Raw genomic sequence first — 15635 nt, forward strand, 5'->3', positions numbered from 1 at the left:
TGTCCAAGGAAGTGGCGTGATCGACCACATCTCATCCCGAAGCCGGTAAACCGCGGCTTATGAGTTCACGGCCTAGTTCCCTGAACATCCGGGGATGATCGTGTCCAGCCTTGTGGCCACCGCAGGGGCGGCCGTCGTGAATCCGTGCCCCATAAATCGGTTCGGCGCGTGCCGCGTCCCGTGCGCGGCCTTGAACGGGTCAGCTCCATCACTGTCTTCGGGTATACCATGGCCCTAGGACCGGGCGGATCCTGAACAGGTATTCCACGAGGTACTGGCTTGCGATCTTCATCACTGATGGGCGAAGAATTTGCAGCGTGTCGCGGATAGTCACGGGCAAGGACTGGTGATGAAATCTGGCGGGTACGCGTGCAACCCGCAATGCTCGCAAGAGGCTCTCAGGGTCAGGAAGATTCCTTCTGTTTTCGAGCAGCTGCCAATTAAGCTGCTTAACCGCAAGCGTAACTTCGTCCACTTCCGTGTAGCTCTTCGATGTGGTGATGCTCGGATGGTTGGTCGCGTCGTAAAAAATCAGACCCTCATTAATCGCAACCATGTCTCCGTGACCGGCCAGGTCCACGAAGAACAGTTGGTCGACGCCGGCGGGGATCGATTTGTGTGCACGCATTCGGCATCCAGCCTGAAGAACCTTGCTGTTGATCAACAGTGTCGAGGGAATGATGCCGAGGCTCCTCGTCGTCCGGACAAGGTAAAGATCCCTGAGGCATTGCTGGCTCGAATAGACTGAAACGCGGTTTTGCTCCGACGGCGTCGAGCGGAGCATGATCCTGCCGTCTTCCACGATATTGGCTGCACAGGTCATGAATGCGGCCGAGGGATGCTCCTTGGACACCTCGGCAAATCGCTTGAGTGCGCCGGGCGCAAGCCAGTCGTCGTCATGCAGCAATTTGATCCAGGTGCCGGTGCAAGCCAGCATGGCGTTGTTGGTATTCTCGACCTGGCCTCGCCCCCTGCCGTTCTCGACAATCCGGATGCGACCGTCGGCACGCGCATATTCGTCGACGATCCTCCAGGACAACCCTCCTTGCCCCTCGTCGTCGCTAACCACCAGTTCCCAATTCGCAAAATCCTGCTGGAGGATGCTGTCGATTGTCCTTCGAATGGTATCTGGCCTGCGAAAGGTCGGGATGGCCACTGAAATGAACGGCCGAAGTGTCACCAACTCCGCCGACCCCTCATCTTGCGAAGGTCCGACGCCCATTGGCAAGGCTGCGGAAGGAAGGGCGTCGCGACTGTCCATCTGCGTCATGTTATCTTTCCTCCAAGGCGATGCACCGGCTGCGAGGCGACGTCTCGTCCGGTTGAACACTTTGCTTCAACAGATAGAGAGAGACTGCCGTCTTGATGAAGAAGCCCCCGGCGCCGCCGGCAGCCATGAGATAAATGACAGTGAGAGGTTCCCAGCCAGCTCTGGCGCCGGCTAGAAGCGGACCAAACACGAGCACCGTCCTTACGGCATCGACGACCAGGCGCACCTCCTGCCGTCGCAGGAGAGCCGGCACATCCTGAAGCGGCGTCGACAAAGCTTGCACCGCGCCCATGAAAGCCAGCGCCGTCATGATTTCGGCGGCGGGCAGCCATGGCCGTCCCAATAGGGGTACGACGAGCTGCGGTGCGGCGAGGCCAAGAGCCAGAATGGGCAGTGAAGTGAGCCCGCCGGCAAGGATCAGCAGGCCTCGTGCGAGGCCGAGCAGATGCCTGCGGCCGCCGCCCTTATTGGCTTCGGCGACAAAGACATTGCTGAGCGGCGTGGCAATGAGGGTGACGGGGCCGGTGACGAGCCGCGACGCGACGCCCAGATAGCCAGCATAGGCGGTCCCGAACATCGAGCCGACGAGTATCGCCGGAAGGTTGTTGATGGCGAAACTTGCGACCGTTGCCGGGATGTCGAACAGTGGAAATTTGTATTCGCGCCTGGCCTTTTCAAAGACCGTTTGCCACGGCGCGCGGGCAATACCGCACACGTCCTCCCAGCGGAAAATCCGAACGCCAAGGAACCCAATGAAGATGAATTGGCTGAGAATGTGAGCGTGCACCATCGCCTCTCCTCCGAGATGGACGATGCCGAACATCAGCTGCAACAACGCCATCGTCGCGGGCAAGATCAAGCGGCCGAGCGCGAAGTCGCGCAGCAGGCCGGCACGCAGGCTCCAGCAATTCATGGTCTCCACAAGACCTGCGCCTGCCATGCCGATCGGAACCAGCCACACAAGGTCAACAGCGCGGACCGGAACGGTGCTCGACAACATAACCCCCGCCGTCAAGGCAAGAACGCCGGTTGCCGACACGGCCAAAAGAATGAGCTTAACCGTGACGTATGCCTGCGCGTCGCTCTTGACGCCGTACAGCGAAGCCTCAAAGCGCAGTGCCGCGACCGCCCCCAGTATGTTCACGGTCGAAAGATAGATCGTGAACAAGCCGAAATCAGCAGGAGAATAGAGCCTGGCCAACACCGGAATGGTCGCGACAAGAATGAGCTGACCGGCAATCGCCATGGCCGACACGCCACCGGCCGCTCGAAGGACCTTGCCGATCGGGCTTTGCGGAAGTCGGATCATGGCGAGCCTTGCTTACGGCCGGTGCCGGTCGAATTCATGAGATCCTCTCGCGCAAAAGATCGGCACTGTCGCCAAACCGATACCTGCCGTACCGGGTGAGGTTCACCCGGGTAAGGACGCTCGCCACCGGAACCGAGAGCGTTCCGTCGCTCAGGAGCTGCTCCACCACCCCGCGCGCGACATGCCGCGAGGTTCTTGCCCAGCGAACGGTAACGAGAACCGCGTCCGCCCAGCTCTTGAGGAACATGGCTTCTGGCCCAGCCAGCCCCGATGGCCCGTTTATGATGACGAGGCTGTACGCCGAGTGCAAATCTTCCCTGCACTTGGCGGTGTCGACACGCGCCAGGAGAGCCAAAAGATCTTCTGCAGGTGCCATGGTCGTCAGGTCGATGCCAATTTCGGGAATGCTGGCGACCGCGTCATCCAAGGTACAACGACTGCTGATGTAATCCGCGAAGGAATGACGAGCCTTGGGTCCGTTGAACTGGCGCAGAAACTCGGGCGTAAGTTGGGAGCCCGCCCGCTGGAGATCCACCAGAAGAACACGATTGCCCAGTCGGGTGGCCGCCAAGGCCAGGCCCCACGCAAGCTCGGTCGCTCCGTCAGCCCGGACGCTTGGCGTGAGCAGGATCGTGTGCGGAGCACGACCCCTTGCCTGATCTGGCGCGGCCGCGACCAGCAGCGACGTCACCGCACGGCTGTAGGCCGACTTGGGCTGGCCCAAAACCAAGTCACGCAACTGTTTGGCGTGCATCCTGCCCGGTTCGGGCACGAGCCCCACGCACGGTATCCTGAGCACGGCTTCCGCCTCCGCTTCACCGCGCAAGGTGCGATCGAAGCGATTTCGCATGAGGACCAAAACAGCGCCAAGGAGGCCGAACGCAATCATTCCCGGTGGAACCAAAAAAACCGGCGGCAATGTCTGCGGAATTGTCGGCGGCCATGCAACGGAAAGGACCGAGACCCCGGCGGACGGAGCTCCGATGCGCCGCTTCAGGTCCTGCTGGCGGCCGAGAAGTTCGTTGTAGCGTTGCGTCAGGAGGCTGACTTGAGGTTCGAGCGCCCGCAAACCGGCGAGCCGGCTGGCCGTGTCGGCCGCGACCGCATCGAGCACACGCATTCGATTTCCCAGAGCCTCGACCTGGGCACGATAGATGTCCGCTTCAGCGACGATATCAGCGATTGCCTTTTCGATCGCGACGGAAAAGGCATTGGCCAGATCCTTGTCCGCTGGCGCCCTGGCCACGCGAGCCGAAAGGTCGGCCAACTCCTGCGTGCCGGCGGCCTCGGCCAGGGTCGCGGCCGGCGCGCCCTGCTTTCGAAGCTCCTGGATACGCTGGAGCCGGGACTCCAGCGCCGCCAGATCCGCTTTGGACATCGATATCTGTTGGCTGAGATCCGCCCTCTCCCCGGCCACCTTGTCAGCCGAGCCTTGATCGACCGCGCCATGGCTCAGCCGATACTCCTCGAGCCGATTGGACGCATCCACCAGTTCATTCTGCAGTTTGGGCAAACTGGCGACGACGGCGTCAAGTTCCTGCATGTTCGACGCCTGACTTTTCTGCGCGAGGTCGTCGACATAGATCTTGGTGAATGTATTGGCCACCATCGCCGCGCGCGCCGGGTCATCGTCCGAGAAGCCGACGGAAATGACCCGGGACCGGAGCTCTTGTCCGACCCTTACCCCTTTGCGCAGCGCTTTCATCTCGGCGGCCTCTGCTGCTTGCGGCGCATTGGTGGATACAACATCCCGCGGCCAAAGGCGCTTCAGCAGATCGCCAGCGAAAGAGTGCGATGTCGGCGGATCGGCGGGCGTTGGCCCCTGGCTGGAGCTTCCCTTCCCGGCTTGCGGTTGTGCGGTCGCGTTGGCCGGGCTCGGTTGACGCAGCGCTGCGGCGACTCGACGAAGGTGGCTCTCCGACGAGAGCATCGTGATGTGGTCGTCAATGCTTGAATCGATCATGTCCTGCGCTGAGCCCGGGCTGGCGGGAAGGGCCGCCCTGGCAGGAGCGTCTATGATAAGCTGGCTGGTGGCTTCGTACATGGTAGGGCGGGTTATTCCCGCCAAGGCCGCCAAGATGCCGCCGACAACCGCGAAGAGCAGAATGATCCATTTCCTGCTCGCCAATGTCACCAGCAGTTGGCGAGACGGGGTTGCTGAATTCGGGGCGCTTCTGGGAGGCCGTACGCGGGCCCTGCTTTCAGGAGCCGGGGCAGCCACCGGGGTGGCTCGTGGCAATTCAATTCGGCTGACTGCGGAACCCGCCATTTCATACTCCTGCCAGATCGAGTTCACGGGATGAGTTCGATGCCGACGCCTGCCGCTTGGCCTCGTTGCACCAGGCTTGAAACATCAGCACCGACCACAGTTCACGGGAGCGGTCCTGTCCTGCAACGTGATCGCGCCAGCAGGCGTCCACCTTTGTGCTGTCCAGCAAGCCTTCGCCCTGGTTGCGAACATCGGACAGAATATCGGTGGCCCAGCTGCGCAACGGGGCCCGCAGCCAAGCCGCGATCGGCACGTCGAAGCCCTGCTTCGGCCGGTCGATCAGCCGTTGCGGAAGATAACGACGCAGCACATTTCGAAGGATCCACTTGCCTCTGCCGTTGCGAACCTTCATGGCAGCCGGAAGGCGCCAAGCGAATTCGACGGCGCGGTGGTCCAGCAGGGGACAACGCGCCTCGAGGCTGTTGGCCATGCTGGCTCGATCCAGTTTGACGAGAATGTCGCCAGCGAGGTAACCGGACATGTCGTCGTACAGGAGGCGAGACAACAGCCCGTCGAGCCGCGGTGCAGAGACTATGGATGCAGGAGTCTCGTGCCGGGTGAGGTTTTCGGCCGATGATCCCGTCAGCCGCCTGTGCAGCTCGTCTTCATCCTTCGCGGCGAGAAGCCAGGCGAAGCGAGTGAGCCGATCGCTGCGCAGCGCATGCCGCACATGCGACGGAAGTGGCAGGTTGCCAATGAAATCGTGACGAGCCGCCCTGGACAGCATCCCTGCGCCGGCCGCCACCGTTCGTCGTGCACTTGCGGGTAGACCTTGGTACCGTTTCAGCCGGTCCGCCATGAAGTGGCGGCCATAGCCTGCAAAGCACTCGTCTCCGCCGTCCCCCGACAGCGCCACGGTCACGTGCTGGCGGGCCAGCCGCGCCACCAGCAGAGTCGGTATCTGCGATTCGTCGGCGAATGGCTCATCCCATACCGTTGGCAGTTCGGGGATCACGTCACGCGCGGCGGCAGCCGAAAGGTGTAGTTCCGTGTGGTCGGTGCCCAGATGGCGCGCTACCTCGGCGGCGTAAGGGGCCTCGTCAAAGCCGCTCTCCGCGAAGGCGATGGTGAAAGTGCGCACGGGATTTGGAGATTGAGCCTGCATCAAGGCCGCAACGGTAGAGCTGTCGACGCCGCCCGACAGGAAACCGCCCAACGGAACGTCGGCGATCATGCGCTCGCGAACGGCAAGCCGGAGCAGATGATCCAGTTCATTGGTCAGATCGTCGTCACTACCGGCGATCGGTTGTTCTCGCCCGTTCTTGGCGACTTCGGCCAGCGACCACCAGCGACTTGCGCCCTGCGAAAGGGAGGCGGCCCCGCGCCCCTCCGCCACAGTCGCGGCCGTGAGGGTCAGGACCGAGCCGGGTGGCAGCTTGAAGACACCTCGCCAAATGCAACTCTGATCCGGGACCCACCCCTTGGAAAGCATTGCAGTGGCGGCATCCAGATCGATCTCCGGAGAGTAGCCTGAAAAGCGGCTGATTGCTTTCAGTTCGGAAGCAAAGACCAGCGCATGCCTGGCTGAAGCGATGTAGAGGGGCTTTTTGCCCAGTCGATCCCGCGCGAGATGGAGGGTCCTCGTCTTCAGGTCCCACAAGGCGAACGCGAACATGCCAGCAAAACGCTGGAGTGCGGCCTCGAGGCCCCAGCTCTCGATCGCACACAACATGACTTCCGTGTCGCTGGTGCCGCGGAAATGGTGCCCGACGCCTTCAAGCTCGAGACGCAGGTCACGGAAATTATATATCTCGCCGTTGAAGGTGATCGCATACCGACCGCTTGTGGACAGCATGGGCTGTTGCCCCGTTTCCGACAGATCGACGATCGCCAGCCGCCTGTGGCCTAAGGCAATGCCTGCTTCGCGATCCGTCCAGAGTCCTTCGCCATCCGGACCGCGGTGACGAAGCGCCATCATCATTTGCCCGATCTGATCGAGCGACTTGGGGTCGGCAGCATTGGACGCGAGAAGTATCCCGGCTATCCCGCACATCACATCACCTCTGAAGGCTCAAGCTCGCGCCGGAAAACGCTTGGCGGTCCCGCGACGAGGCAGAAGGTCAATGCAAACCACACGATCGGATGACGAATGATGAGGTGCGGTATGCTGAACACGGCTGCGGACGCCACGAGCACCAAAAGCGCGTCGTAGCGAGCGCGCCAGGCGGACATGGCCGCCGATCCAACGATCCACAGCAAGGCGATGACGGCGATCAGCCCGCCCTGCAGATAGAGGTCGAGAACCGTATTGTGCGCTTCGAACGGCCGCTCCAGAAATTGCATGTCGGCCGTCGGCGGGCGCTCCAGGTGGGGGCCAGGACCGAGGCCGAGCGATGCCGATTGCAGCCCCTTCTGAAGCGCCTCATCCCACAGATAAACCCGAAGCTCGAATGTTTCAGCCGTGGCCTCGCCGCCTCCGTCCTTGGTGAGGCTCTTGGCAAAATTCGCCGCAAAGCTTTCCTCGCTAAGAAGATAGGGGGTCATCGCTATCACCAAGGGGACAGCGCCGACCATCAGCAGAAGTGCGATCTGCCTGGGCAGGCTGGTTCGATTGCCATCGGATGCCAACCATGCCTTCAACCGCAACCCGAGGAAGGCGACGCCGCTTACAATCGTGGTGTAGAGATAGGCATCGCTCCTGGTCAGGCGGCCGACAAAAAAGATGAACACGAGGCTTGAGAGCGCAAGGACCTGACCCCACCGATTGCGAGTAGTGGTTGCAAGGTGCAGCGCCAGCGGACCAAGAAGCGCGCAATAGAGCGCGAGTTGGTTCGGATTTTCAGACCAGCCGCGAAAGCGGTCCCAATACCACGGATCGACGCCGGGCTGATGGAGCCAGCCCCACGCGATGGCGAGTTGGATGGCAAATATTGCGTCGGCGAACACGATTGTCCACCAACCGCTGCGCCGAAGACGACGCCCCGCGTCCGGCTCAACACTCGCCAGGCAAGTGATGCTGGCCAACAGCACGTAGGCCATTGTGTCGTGCAACAACCCTGTCGGGTAAAGCAGGGTGGTCAAGTAGCCGACGATCGTGCCGATCCCCAATGCGAGAGAAAGGAGCAGCCAAAAAGTCGCGAGTTGCGCGAAGGCTGGTGTCGCTTCGACGCGCCCGCCGACCAACATTCGTCCGGCCGACAGCATGATCCAAAGCGCCAGGAGCAGTTCGCCATAGCCGAATGGCATGCCGGGGACGGAGAGCTGCGACGCGGCTGACAGGATGACACCGCCGGCAAGCAACGCGTCGCGCATCATTGCCGCGCCCCGTCCAACCGGCGGTTCGCAATGCCGCTCTCCAGAGGCGATGGAGCAAGCAAGCCGCGAGATTTGGTCCTGAGATTGCTCTTATAGACATCGCAGTATTGGTCGACGATGCCCGGCAGGGCAAAACGCTCCCTGACAAGCGAGGCGGAGCGCTGCCCCATGGCGGCTCCCAAGGTGCGGTCCGACAGTATGTCGACTATCCGGTCCGCAAGGGCGCGAGCATCGCGCGGCGTGACCAGATAACCGTTCCACCCATCTTCGACGACGTCGCTGCAACCGGGCATTCGCGATGCGACTATCGGCAATCCAGCGAGTCCGGCTTCCAGCAAGACGCGCGGAACGCCCTCGCGATATTGCGTTGGGAAGGCGAACAAATCAGCCATGCCAAGCAGACTGGGGACATCATGCCGTTTGCCCAGCACGGTCACATGAGAAGCAAATCGTTGGATTTCGGACTTTTCGACGGCGAATGGTCCTTCCGATTCCCGTGGGCCAACGAGCACGAAACGCGCATGAGGTCTTTTGGAGAGAATGTGCGGAATCGCCTCGAGAAGGGTCGGAATGCCCTTAAGGCGGGTGAGCCGGCCGACAAAAATGACGATCTCGGCCGATTCCAGTCCGAATTCCCGCCGCATTGCCGCTGGTGATGAGGCAAGACGTCTTGCCACCGCGAATGCATTGACGTCGATGCCCGACCCCTGAATAAGGCGTCCGCTGCCGCGTGGGATCAGCCGATAGCGCTCAAAAAAGGCTTGGTCGTCGCGATTTTGGAAAACCGTGGCAGCAGTCCAGAAGGAAGCAACCCACTGCAGACCGCAGAAGGCGGGCCGCATGGCCAAGGCTCGCGGCTCCAGCGATGAGAAGGTCCAGCCCAAGCCGTTGATTGTGCGGACGACCGGGACTTCTCCCCGCACCGCCAGCGGGGTTAGCAAATTGGGTTTCGTATCGAAGCTTTGGACGATGTCGGGGCGGAGTTCCCGCAACAACCTTCGCAATGTCCTGATCGTCCCGGCTTTGCCGCTGCCATTGGCAAAGCGATTGAACTCGTAGCGGCGGTGCGGAATGCCGTGCCGTAAAAACAGAGCTTCATCGCCCGTCGAGACCGCGGTGACCCGAAAACCCCGCTCGCGGAGTTCCATCAGAAACGAGATCCTCAGGGCGTGATCCTCGCCGCCGATGCAAACCAGGTGCGGGTTCATCGTGCCGCTCCCGAAATCCAGCGGGCCTTCGGCTCCCATAAGCGGCTCAAACTTGGATCGTTTCCCATGGCCCGATTTCGTTGCGATTTACACCAGCAATTCAGGCTACGGGCAGGGCTGGCCGTTGTCCTCGTCCGTTCGAATGACGCAACTAGGACCGTGCTTGCGCGCTAACGGCGCAAGGATCAGACCGCGGGCTGGACTGTTTGGATCGAGACACCGTGACTATCGGATTAGCCGCATCGGATTAGCCGCGCGAATGCGCATTCATCGCGAACGGGTGATCGGACTATCAAGATTGCTCGTTGGGGTGGGTTGAGGTCGATCCGAGAACGTATATTCATAGGCTCGGCGGCGGCCGTCTTGCTCGAATACCCGGATCCAGCGGGCCTCGGAAGCACGAAGCGTGATTTCCCGGTTTGTCGCGAGCTTGGCTGCTCGAAACGGAGTTGGTGCGACTACCTTGTGGGTCACCACGACTTGGCCGGCGAAAATCTCCTCGACTTCGTAGCTTGGCACGTCATCCATCCCCTGCGCGATGGCACCAAACCACGATCAAGGCAGAATGTTCCCGCAATGCCTCGGACGGCAGCCGTTCTTAGCCCAAAAAGCGGCGTCCGCGCTCAACTCGGCGGAAAACAGATGCGAACTGTGCTGAATAGATGCCGAATGGAGAAGCCGAACCGGCAGGAGCGCTCAGCTCCTGCCGGAAGCACAATTTGCGTGCGTCAAACCACGAAAAAGGAGCTCGCGCCAATTGAGAGATGCGGAGCAACGGTCGCAAACTGCGTCTGAGCATGGCCGCCGATACCGTCACTGTCGAAAGAGAGCGCGCCGGTCGAACTGTTATAGATGACGTGGTCGCTTCCATCATGCGCACCTTTGCCGATGTGAAAGTTCGCGGCCGAAAGGGCGCCCTGCTGGAGTCCGCTGAATACGCTGTGATCAAGTTGGATTTTGTCCTGGGAAACCTTGAAGTCGGTTATCTTGTCGACATTTCCAGAGCCAAGCGCGGTGTTGAACACGAAGACGTCCTTGCCGCCAAAGCCCGTCAGCGTATCGGAACCACCCCCGCCATTGATCTTGTTGGCGCCGGCATTTCCTTGGATCGTCTGGGCAAACTCGTTGCCCGTCAGGTTGATTTGCCCCGTTCCCGAAGCCTGCGTGGTCGCAAGTTTCTCGACGGATGAACCCGCCGAGAGAGCATAGCTCACCGAAGCGAACACCGCGTCCTTGCCGTTGCCTGGCTGCTCCACTACCTTGTCATGCACATTGTCGACAAAATAAGTGTCGTTGCCGCCATAGCCTTTCATTGTATCGGCGCCGCCTCGACCATCGATCTTGTTGGCGCCGTAATTGCCATTGATCGCCTGGCCGAACTCGTTGCCCGTCAAGTTGATCGCATGTGTGCCGCCCGTCTTGTCGGTCGAGAGTTGCTCGACATGCGAACCAGCAGACAATGCGTAGCTGACCGAGGCGACCACCTTGTCGAAGCCGCCGCCTGATGCCTCCATCACCTTATCATGTGCATTGTTGACATAGTAAACGTCGTCCCCGCTGGTCGAATGAAATACGTCCGCGCCAGGGCCGCCATGGAAGATGTGATGGGTCGCCTGCGTGGGATCGGGGACAGTGGGCGTGGTGGGCGTAGGCGTGGTGGGCGTAGGCGTTGTCGGCTCGGAACTCGGAGGCGGTGTCGAAGGACTAGTGCTGGCGAGGTTGTGCTGGCGGAAAACGGCCTGCAACTCAGGCGAGTTCTCCAGGGCGGTGTCGCCGTTCTGCGAACCCCAGGCATACGCATAGTCGAAGGCTGGGGACGGAACCAGCTTTGCCCAGTGATCGATCATCGTTTGCATTTGGGTCGACGTCGGCATGACGTGCTTGCCGCCGGTGTCCGTCTGCCAACCGCCGCCGCCAAATGTCTGATATACAGGAATGATCTTGTCAGCCGGAATGCCTGATTTCACGGCCGCGGCCACGGCTCGGTCGATCATGTTGTAGTCGACGCTGCTTATTCCCGTGCGAACAGGGTATGGGTCCAGTCCATAGTAGTCGATCCCGGTGTTGGCGGGATTATAGGTGTTGGAAAAGTCCGGGTTGGTGGACGACCCCATATTCATCATGGTGATGAAGGTCTTGGCGCCCGGAAAATGGGAGTGGATCCAGTCGGATTCAGCCTTCAGATTTGCCGCACTCGCGTATGTGCCCCATCTGCCGGTAGGGTCCGGCTCGTCCATCAGGAAAAATCCAAACACTTTTGGATTGTTGAGGAAGGGCGTGACTTTTTCGATGAACGACGAGGTCACCCCGTCATGAGCGCTTAGATAGACAAGCCCCTTCATTCCGCTGGGCAGCTCATTGACCTGCGAAAGATACTGAACGTCCGCCAGGTTAAATCCGGCGCCCGCAACTTCGGCAGCCGAACCGCCTGATGCATAATGGAGAGTCGCCATGCGTTTTCCTTCTTGTTTGGCAACACCCCGCCCTGGATGGGGGTTAGACCGAAAGCTACATTAGATGAAAATCACATACCAACATCTTTGAACGAAGTTTTTGATCGCTGTGGGGATGGCCACATCAACGGGTCGGTGCAATTTACTGTAAAGTCAGTGGCTTGCAGCGAAATCTGCGGGTTTTCCACTGACGACCGCATGCACAGTTCTCCACTGTTTTCACAGGCACCCCTCTCCCCACCCCGACTCCCGGCCACGATTTCGCTTCATTTTGCATAAAGTTCGCCATATGTTAGCTAGCCATCATGTCCGGGGGGGCGCATGTGATATGGTGGAATCAGAAAAGGTTACCCATCGGATGAACAAAGAAAGACACGCGACAACGTCGTGTCATAGCAATAAGCTATGAATAAAGAGCCACAAAGCGCCTCTCCGCTACGCTCCGCAATACTAGACTGCCTGCCTGGAATAGCTGGCATCGGACTCTTTTCCGCAATGATAAACATCCTTGCGTTGACCGGATCCGTTTACATGCTGCAGGTCTATGATCGCGTCCTGCCGTCGCAAAGCGTCCCGACCTTGGTCGGGTTCACCATCGGAATGCTGGGCCTCTATGCGGCCTACGGTCTGCTCGATTTCGTGCGGCTTCGTCTACTGGTCCGAATCGCCAGTCGATTCTACTGCAGTTTGCAGCAGAGAACATTCGCAATTTCGTTGCTTCTCCCGCTCAGGGCCGGTCGAGAAGCGGACCGGGTGCTTCCGTTGCGGGACCTCGATCAATTGCGCGGATTCCTTTCGGGAACGGGGCCGACGGTTCTTTTCGACGCGCCGTGGATCCCGTTTTATCTGCTCATTATCTACATGTTGCATCCGTCGCTCGGCGTGCTTGCGACCCTCGGCTCCGTCGCCGTCGTCGTGCTGACCATCGTGGCTGAGATCATCAGCCGCCGCCCTGCGGCGCTGGCGTCCGAAGCGATCCTGACACAGCGCGCGCTTGCTGATTCCGGCCGTCGGAACGCCGAGGTGGTCCACGCCATGGGCCTCTCCGAACGGCTGGCGGGGCGCTGGGGCGAAGTCACTCACGCTTATCTCTCCTATCAGGAGCGGCTCTCCGACATCGTGGGTGGAATCAGCTCGCTGTCGAAGGCGCTTAGGATGGTGCTGCAATCTTCGGTGCTAGGGCTCGGCGCGTATCTCGTCATCGGAGGCGAAGCATCCCCTGGCGTGATCATCGCGTCGTCGATATTGCTGGGTCGCGCGCTAGCCCCGGTCGATGCGGCGATTGCGAACTGGCGGGGTTTCCTGTCCACCCGGCAGAGCTATTCCCAGTTGAAAGCGGCGCTCCGTGCGTTCGAGAGTCCAATCGAATCCATGAAGTTGCCGCCGCCAGAGGCTCGTCTGGCGGTCGATAGTTTGGCGGTAGCGCCTCCGGGTACACCCAGGCCGACGCTCATCGATGTAAGCTTCCAGCTTTCGAGCGGCGCGGGAATGGCCGTTATCGGCCCAAGCGGCTCGGGAAAGACAACATTGGTGCGCGCGCTGGTGGGAGTTTGGAGCCCTCTGCACGGCACGGTACGGCTGGACGGGGCCTCTCTCGACCAGTGGGACGCGCAACGGCTCGGCGCCCACATTGGCTATCTGCCGCAAGATGTTGAACTGTTCGACGGGACGGTGGCGGACAATATTTCGAGATTTGGCGGCAAGAGCGACCCCCAGGGCGTGCTCGCCGCGGCGAAAGCCGCGGGCGTCCACTCGATGATCATGCATCTGCCGGCAGGCTTCCAGACGCGCATCGGCGAGGGAGGAAGAGCGCTGTCGGCAGGGCAAAGGCAGCTTATCGGCCTTGCCCGGGCGCTCTACGGCAACCCGTTCCTGGTCGTGCTGGACGAGCCAAACTCAAATCTCGACGTTGAAGGTGACGCCGCCCTGGCCGGAGCCATCATGGCCGTCCGCCAGCGTGGGGGTATCGTGATCGTTGTTGCACACAGGCCATCTGCCCTCACCAACATCGATCAGGTCATGGTCCTGGCGGATGGCAGGCTGCGCACCTTCGGCTCGCGCGAGGAAGTGCTTGCCGGCATGCGGCGGCCGCCCTCGCCTGCCGCGCAACGTCCATCTTCGATCGCGCCCATCCACTCGGGAGTGACCGGACATGCGTGACATCTTGCCCCGCGTGCTTGCGTTCATGCCGACACTTGCCCGGTTCGGAACTCGATACCAGCCCGCCGAAACCGACTTGCCAAAGGTGCCAGGCAGCATCCCTGCGCCAGGGACCCTTTGGCCAAGCATGACGCTGGGGCTCGTTGTGACTGGCCTGCTGGTGGTCGGCGGCGGAGCATGGCTTGGCTTGACCAAGATAGCTGGTGCCGTGATCGCGCCCGCCACGGTGGTGGTCGAAAGCAACATCAAGAAGGTCCAGCACCAGACCGGCGGCACGATCGGCGGCATCTTTGCGCAAGACGGCGACCATGTTCGGGCCGGTGACATATTGGTCCGGCTGGACGGCACGCTGCCACGGGCCAATCTGCAGATCATCAGCGAAGATCTTGATCGCACCACGGTGCGGCTTGCGCGACTGGAGGCCGAACGCGGTGGTTTGCGTGAAATGCAGCTTCCAGCCGGCCTTGAGGCCGGGATGCCAAAGCCGGAGCTGGCCGCCCTTGTCAGCGGCGAGCGCGCTCTGTTCGAAACCCGTGCCTCGGCATTGGCCGGGCAGAAGGCGCTCTTGTCGAGCCAAACAAAGCAACTCGAGCGTCAGATCGATGGCCTGAAGGCGCAGCAGGTTGCAGCCGATGAATCAGCGGCGCTGCTGAGCACTGACCTTACGGATGTCGATGCCCTCTATTCGAAGAAACTGGTGTCCAAAGAGAGGATCAGCAACGTCAGGCTGGATGCGACACGTGCCAAGGGCGAGTCGGGACGACTGGCAGCCGCGGTAGCAGAGGCACAGGCCAAGATCAGCGAGATCGAGTTGCAAATCCTGCAGCTCGACGAGCAACGGCGAAGCGATGTGACCGGTGAACTGCGCGAGACTGAAGCCAAGCGCACCGAACTCAACGAACGCAAGATCGTGGCGCAAGACGAACTGACCAAAACCGAGATCCGCGCTCCGCAATCCGGCACAGTTCAGCAGTCGTCCGTTCACACTGTCGGCGGCGTGGTCGCCCCGGGCGAACTGCTGATGACGATCGTTCCCGAGGCCGACAACCTTGTCGTGGACGCGTTGATCCCTCCTTCCCGCATAGACGACGTCAACCCGGGACAGAGCGTTTCGATCCGGTTTCCAGCTTTCGATGCCGGGACTACCCCTGTTTGCAACGGCTCCGTCAAGTACATCTCGGCGGACCTGATCAAAGATCCGCAACGCCAGCTTTCGTACTTTTCGGCCCGTATTAAGGTCGACAGTCAGTCGGAGTGCTTGAAGGAAGCCAGGCAACTCAGACCGGGCATGCCAGCGGAAGTTCACATCCGCACGGATGAACGCAATGTCTGGTCGTATATGCTGAAACCTCTCACGGACCAGATTTCCAGGGCTTTCCGCTAAGCAGGCCTGGAATTCGCATGCCGGGTCCAGCCCGAGAGCCATGGGCTGGACATATCATGCGTCCGCAGGATGCCGGTTTCGCGGCGCAACCTATAATGCCTTCTGATGAAGGTACTGGTCACCGGCGCTGCCGGCTTCATAGGCTATCATGTCGCCAGGCGGCTCCTGGAGCGCGGTGACGAGGTTGTCGGCATCGACAGCATCAACGATTACTACGACCCGCAAATCAAGCAGGCGCGGCTGCGGCTCCTGGACGAGGCGAGCCGCAAGACCAATGCCGGCTATCATTTCATCCACGGCGATCTCGCCGACAGGGGCGTGGTTGAC

At 60.9% G+C, this 15635-nt stretch carries 11 protein-coding genes; 3 read left to right on the forward strand and 8 right to left on the reverse strand.

Annotated elements, in window-relative coordinates:
- Positions 1 to 208 precede the first annotated feature (208 nt).
- From LB554_RS28955 to LB554_RS28990, 8 genes are all read right to left on the reverse strand, one after another.
- A complete protein-coding gene (locus tag LB554_RS28955; RefSeq protein WP_224588218.1) occupies positions 209 to 1270 on the reverse strand; it encodes a glycosyltransferase family 2 protein in 1062 nt (353 codons plus the stop codon).
- Between the two features lies 1 nt (position 1271).
- Positions 1272 to 2579, reverse strand: a complete 1308-nt coding sequence (locus LB554_RS28960; protein WP_224588220.1) for a lipopolysaccharide biosynthesis protein — start codon at positions 2577 to 2579, stop codon at positions 1272 to 1274.
- Between the two features lie 34 nt (positions 2580 to 2613).
- Positions 2614 to 4848, reverse strand: coding sequence for a GumC family protein (locus LB554_RS28965; RefSeq protein ID WP_411962657.1), 2235 nt, complete (start codon positions 4846 to 4848; stop codon positions 2614 to 2616).
- 1 nt (position 4849) lies between these two features.
- Complete coding sequence (gene asnB / locus LB554_RS28970) at positions 4850 to 6841, reverse strand: asparagine synthase (glutamine-hydrolyzing) (protein WP_224588223.1); 1992 nt, start codon at positions 6839 to 6841, stop codon at positions 4850 to 4852.
- A complete protein-coding gene (locus tag LB554_RS28975) occupies positions 6841 to 8103 on the reverse strand; it encodes an O-antigen ligase family protein (RefSeq protein ID WP_224588225.1) in 1263 nt (420 codons plus the stop codon). The genes asnB and LB554_RS28975 overlap by 1 nt, the downstream gene beginning before the upstream one ends.
- Entirely contained in the window at positions 8100 to 9311 is a 1212-nt protein-coding gene (locus LB554_RS28980) for a glycosyltransferase (RefSeq protein WP_041163711.1), read from the reverse strand. The genes LB554_RS28975 and LB554_RS28980 overlap by 4 nt, the downstream gene beginning before the upstream one ends.
- A 267-nt stretch (positions 9312 to 9578) precedes the next feature.
- Positions 9579 to 9830 carry a hypothetical protein gene (locus LB554_RS28985; RefSeq protein WP_140614640.1) on the reverse strand — a complete coding sequence of 84 codons (252 nt, stop codon included), beginning with the start codon at positions 9828 to 9830 and terminating at the stop codon, positions 9579 to 9581.
- Between the two features lie 209 nt (positions 9831 to 10039).
- A complete protein-coding gene (locus LB554_RS28990; protein WP_224588227.1) occupies positions 10040 to 11764 on the reverse strand; it encodes a calcium-binding protein in 1725 nt (574 codons plus the stop codon).
- Between the two features lie 405 nt (positions 11765 to 12169).
- Here LB554_RS28990 and LB554_RS28995 point away from each other — a divergent pair, with 405 nt between their 5' ends.
- From LB554_RS28995 to LB554_RS29005, 3 genes are all read left to right on the forward strand, one after another.
- Entirely contained in the window at positions 12170 to 13924 is a 1755-nt protein-coding gene (locus LB554_RS28995) for a type I secretion system permease/ATPase (protein ID WP_140715626.1), read from the forward strand.
- Positions 13917 to 15308, forward strand: a complete 1392-nt coding sequence (locus tag LB554_RS29000; RefSeq protein ID WP_140660800.1) for an HlyD family type I secretion periplasmic adaptor subunit — start codon at positions 13917 to 13919, stop codon at positions 15306 to 15308. The genes LB554_RS28995 and LB554_RS29000 overlap by 8 nt, the downstream gene beginning before the upstream one ends.
- 105 nt (positions 15309 to 15413) lie before the next feature.
- The coding region (locus tag LB554_RS29005) for a GDP-mannose 4,6-dehydratase (protein WP_224588229.1) at positions 15414 to 15635 on the forward strand (222 nt) is incomplete at its 3' end.

It is taken from the genome of Mesorhizobium sp. CO1-1-11, assembly GCF_020164995.1.
Lineage (GTDB): Bacteria > Pseudomonadota > Alphaproteobacteria > Rhizobiales > Rhizobiaceae > Mesorhizobium > Mesorhizobium australicum.

Excerpts from the sequence above, each read along its gene's own strand:
- LB554_RS28975 (WP_224588225.1), bottom strand. The coding sequence starts at position 8,103 with ATGATGCGCGACGCGTTGCTTGCCGGCGGTGTCATCCTGTCAGCCGCG.
- asnB (WP_224588223.1), bottom strand. The coding sequence starts at position 6,841 with ATGTGCGGGATAGCCGGGATACTTCTCGCGTCCAATGCTGCCGACCCC.
- LB554_RS28990 (WP_224588227.1), bottom strand. The coding sequence starts at position 11,764 with ATGGCGACTCTCCATTATGCATCAGGCGGTTCGGCTGCCGAAGTTGCG.
- LB554_RS28995 (WP_140715626.1), top strand. The coding sequence starts at position 12,170 with ATGAATAAAGAGCCACAAAGCGCCTCTCCGCTACGCTCCGCAATACTA.
- LB554_RS28965 (WP_411962657.1), bottom strand. The coding sequence starts at position 4,848 with ATGGCGGGTTCCGCAGTCAGCCGAATTGAATTGCCACGAGCCACCCCG.
- LB554_RS28955 (WP_224588218.1), bottom strand. The coding sequence starts at position 1,270 with ATGACGCAGATGGACAGTCGCGACGCCCTTCCTTCCGCAGCCTTGCCA.
- LB554_RS28960 (WP_224588220.1), bottom strand. The coding sequence starts at position 2,579 with ATGATCCGACTTCCGCAAAGCCCGATCGGCAAGGTCCTTCGAGCGGCC.
- LB554_RS29000 (WP_140660800.1), top strand. The coding sequence starts at position 13,917 with ATGCGTGACATCTTGCCCCGCGTGCTTGCGTTCATGCCGACACTTGCC.
- LB554_RS28980 (WP_041163711.1), bottom strand. The coding sequence starts at position 9,311 with ATGAACCCGCACCTGGTTTGCATCGGCGGCGAGGATCACGCCCTGAGG.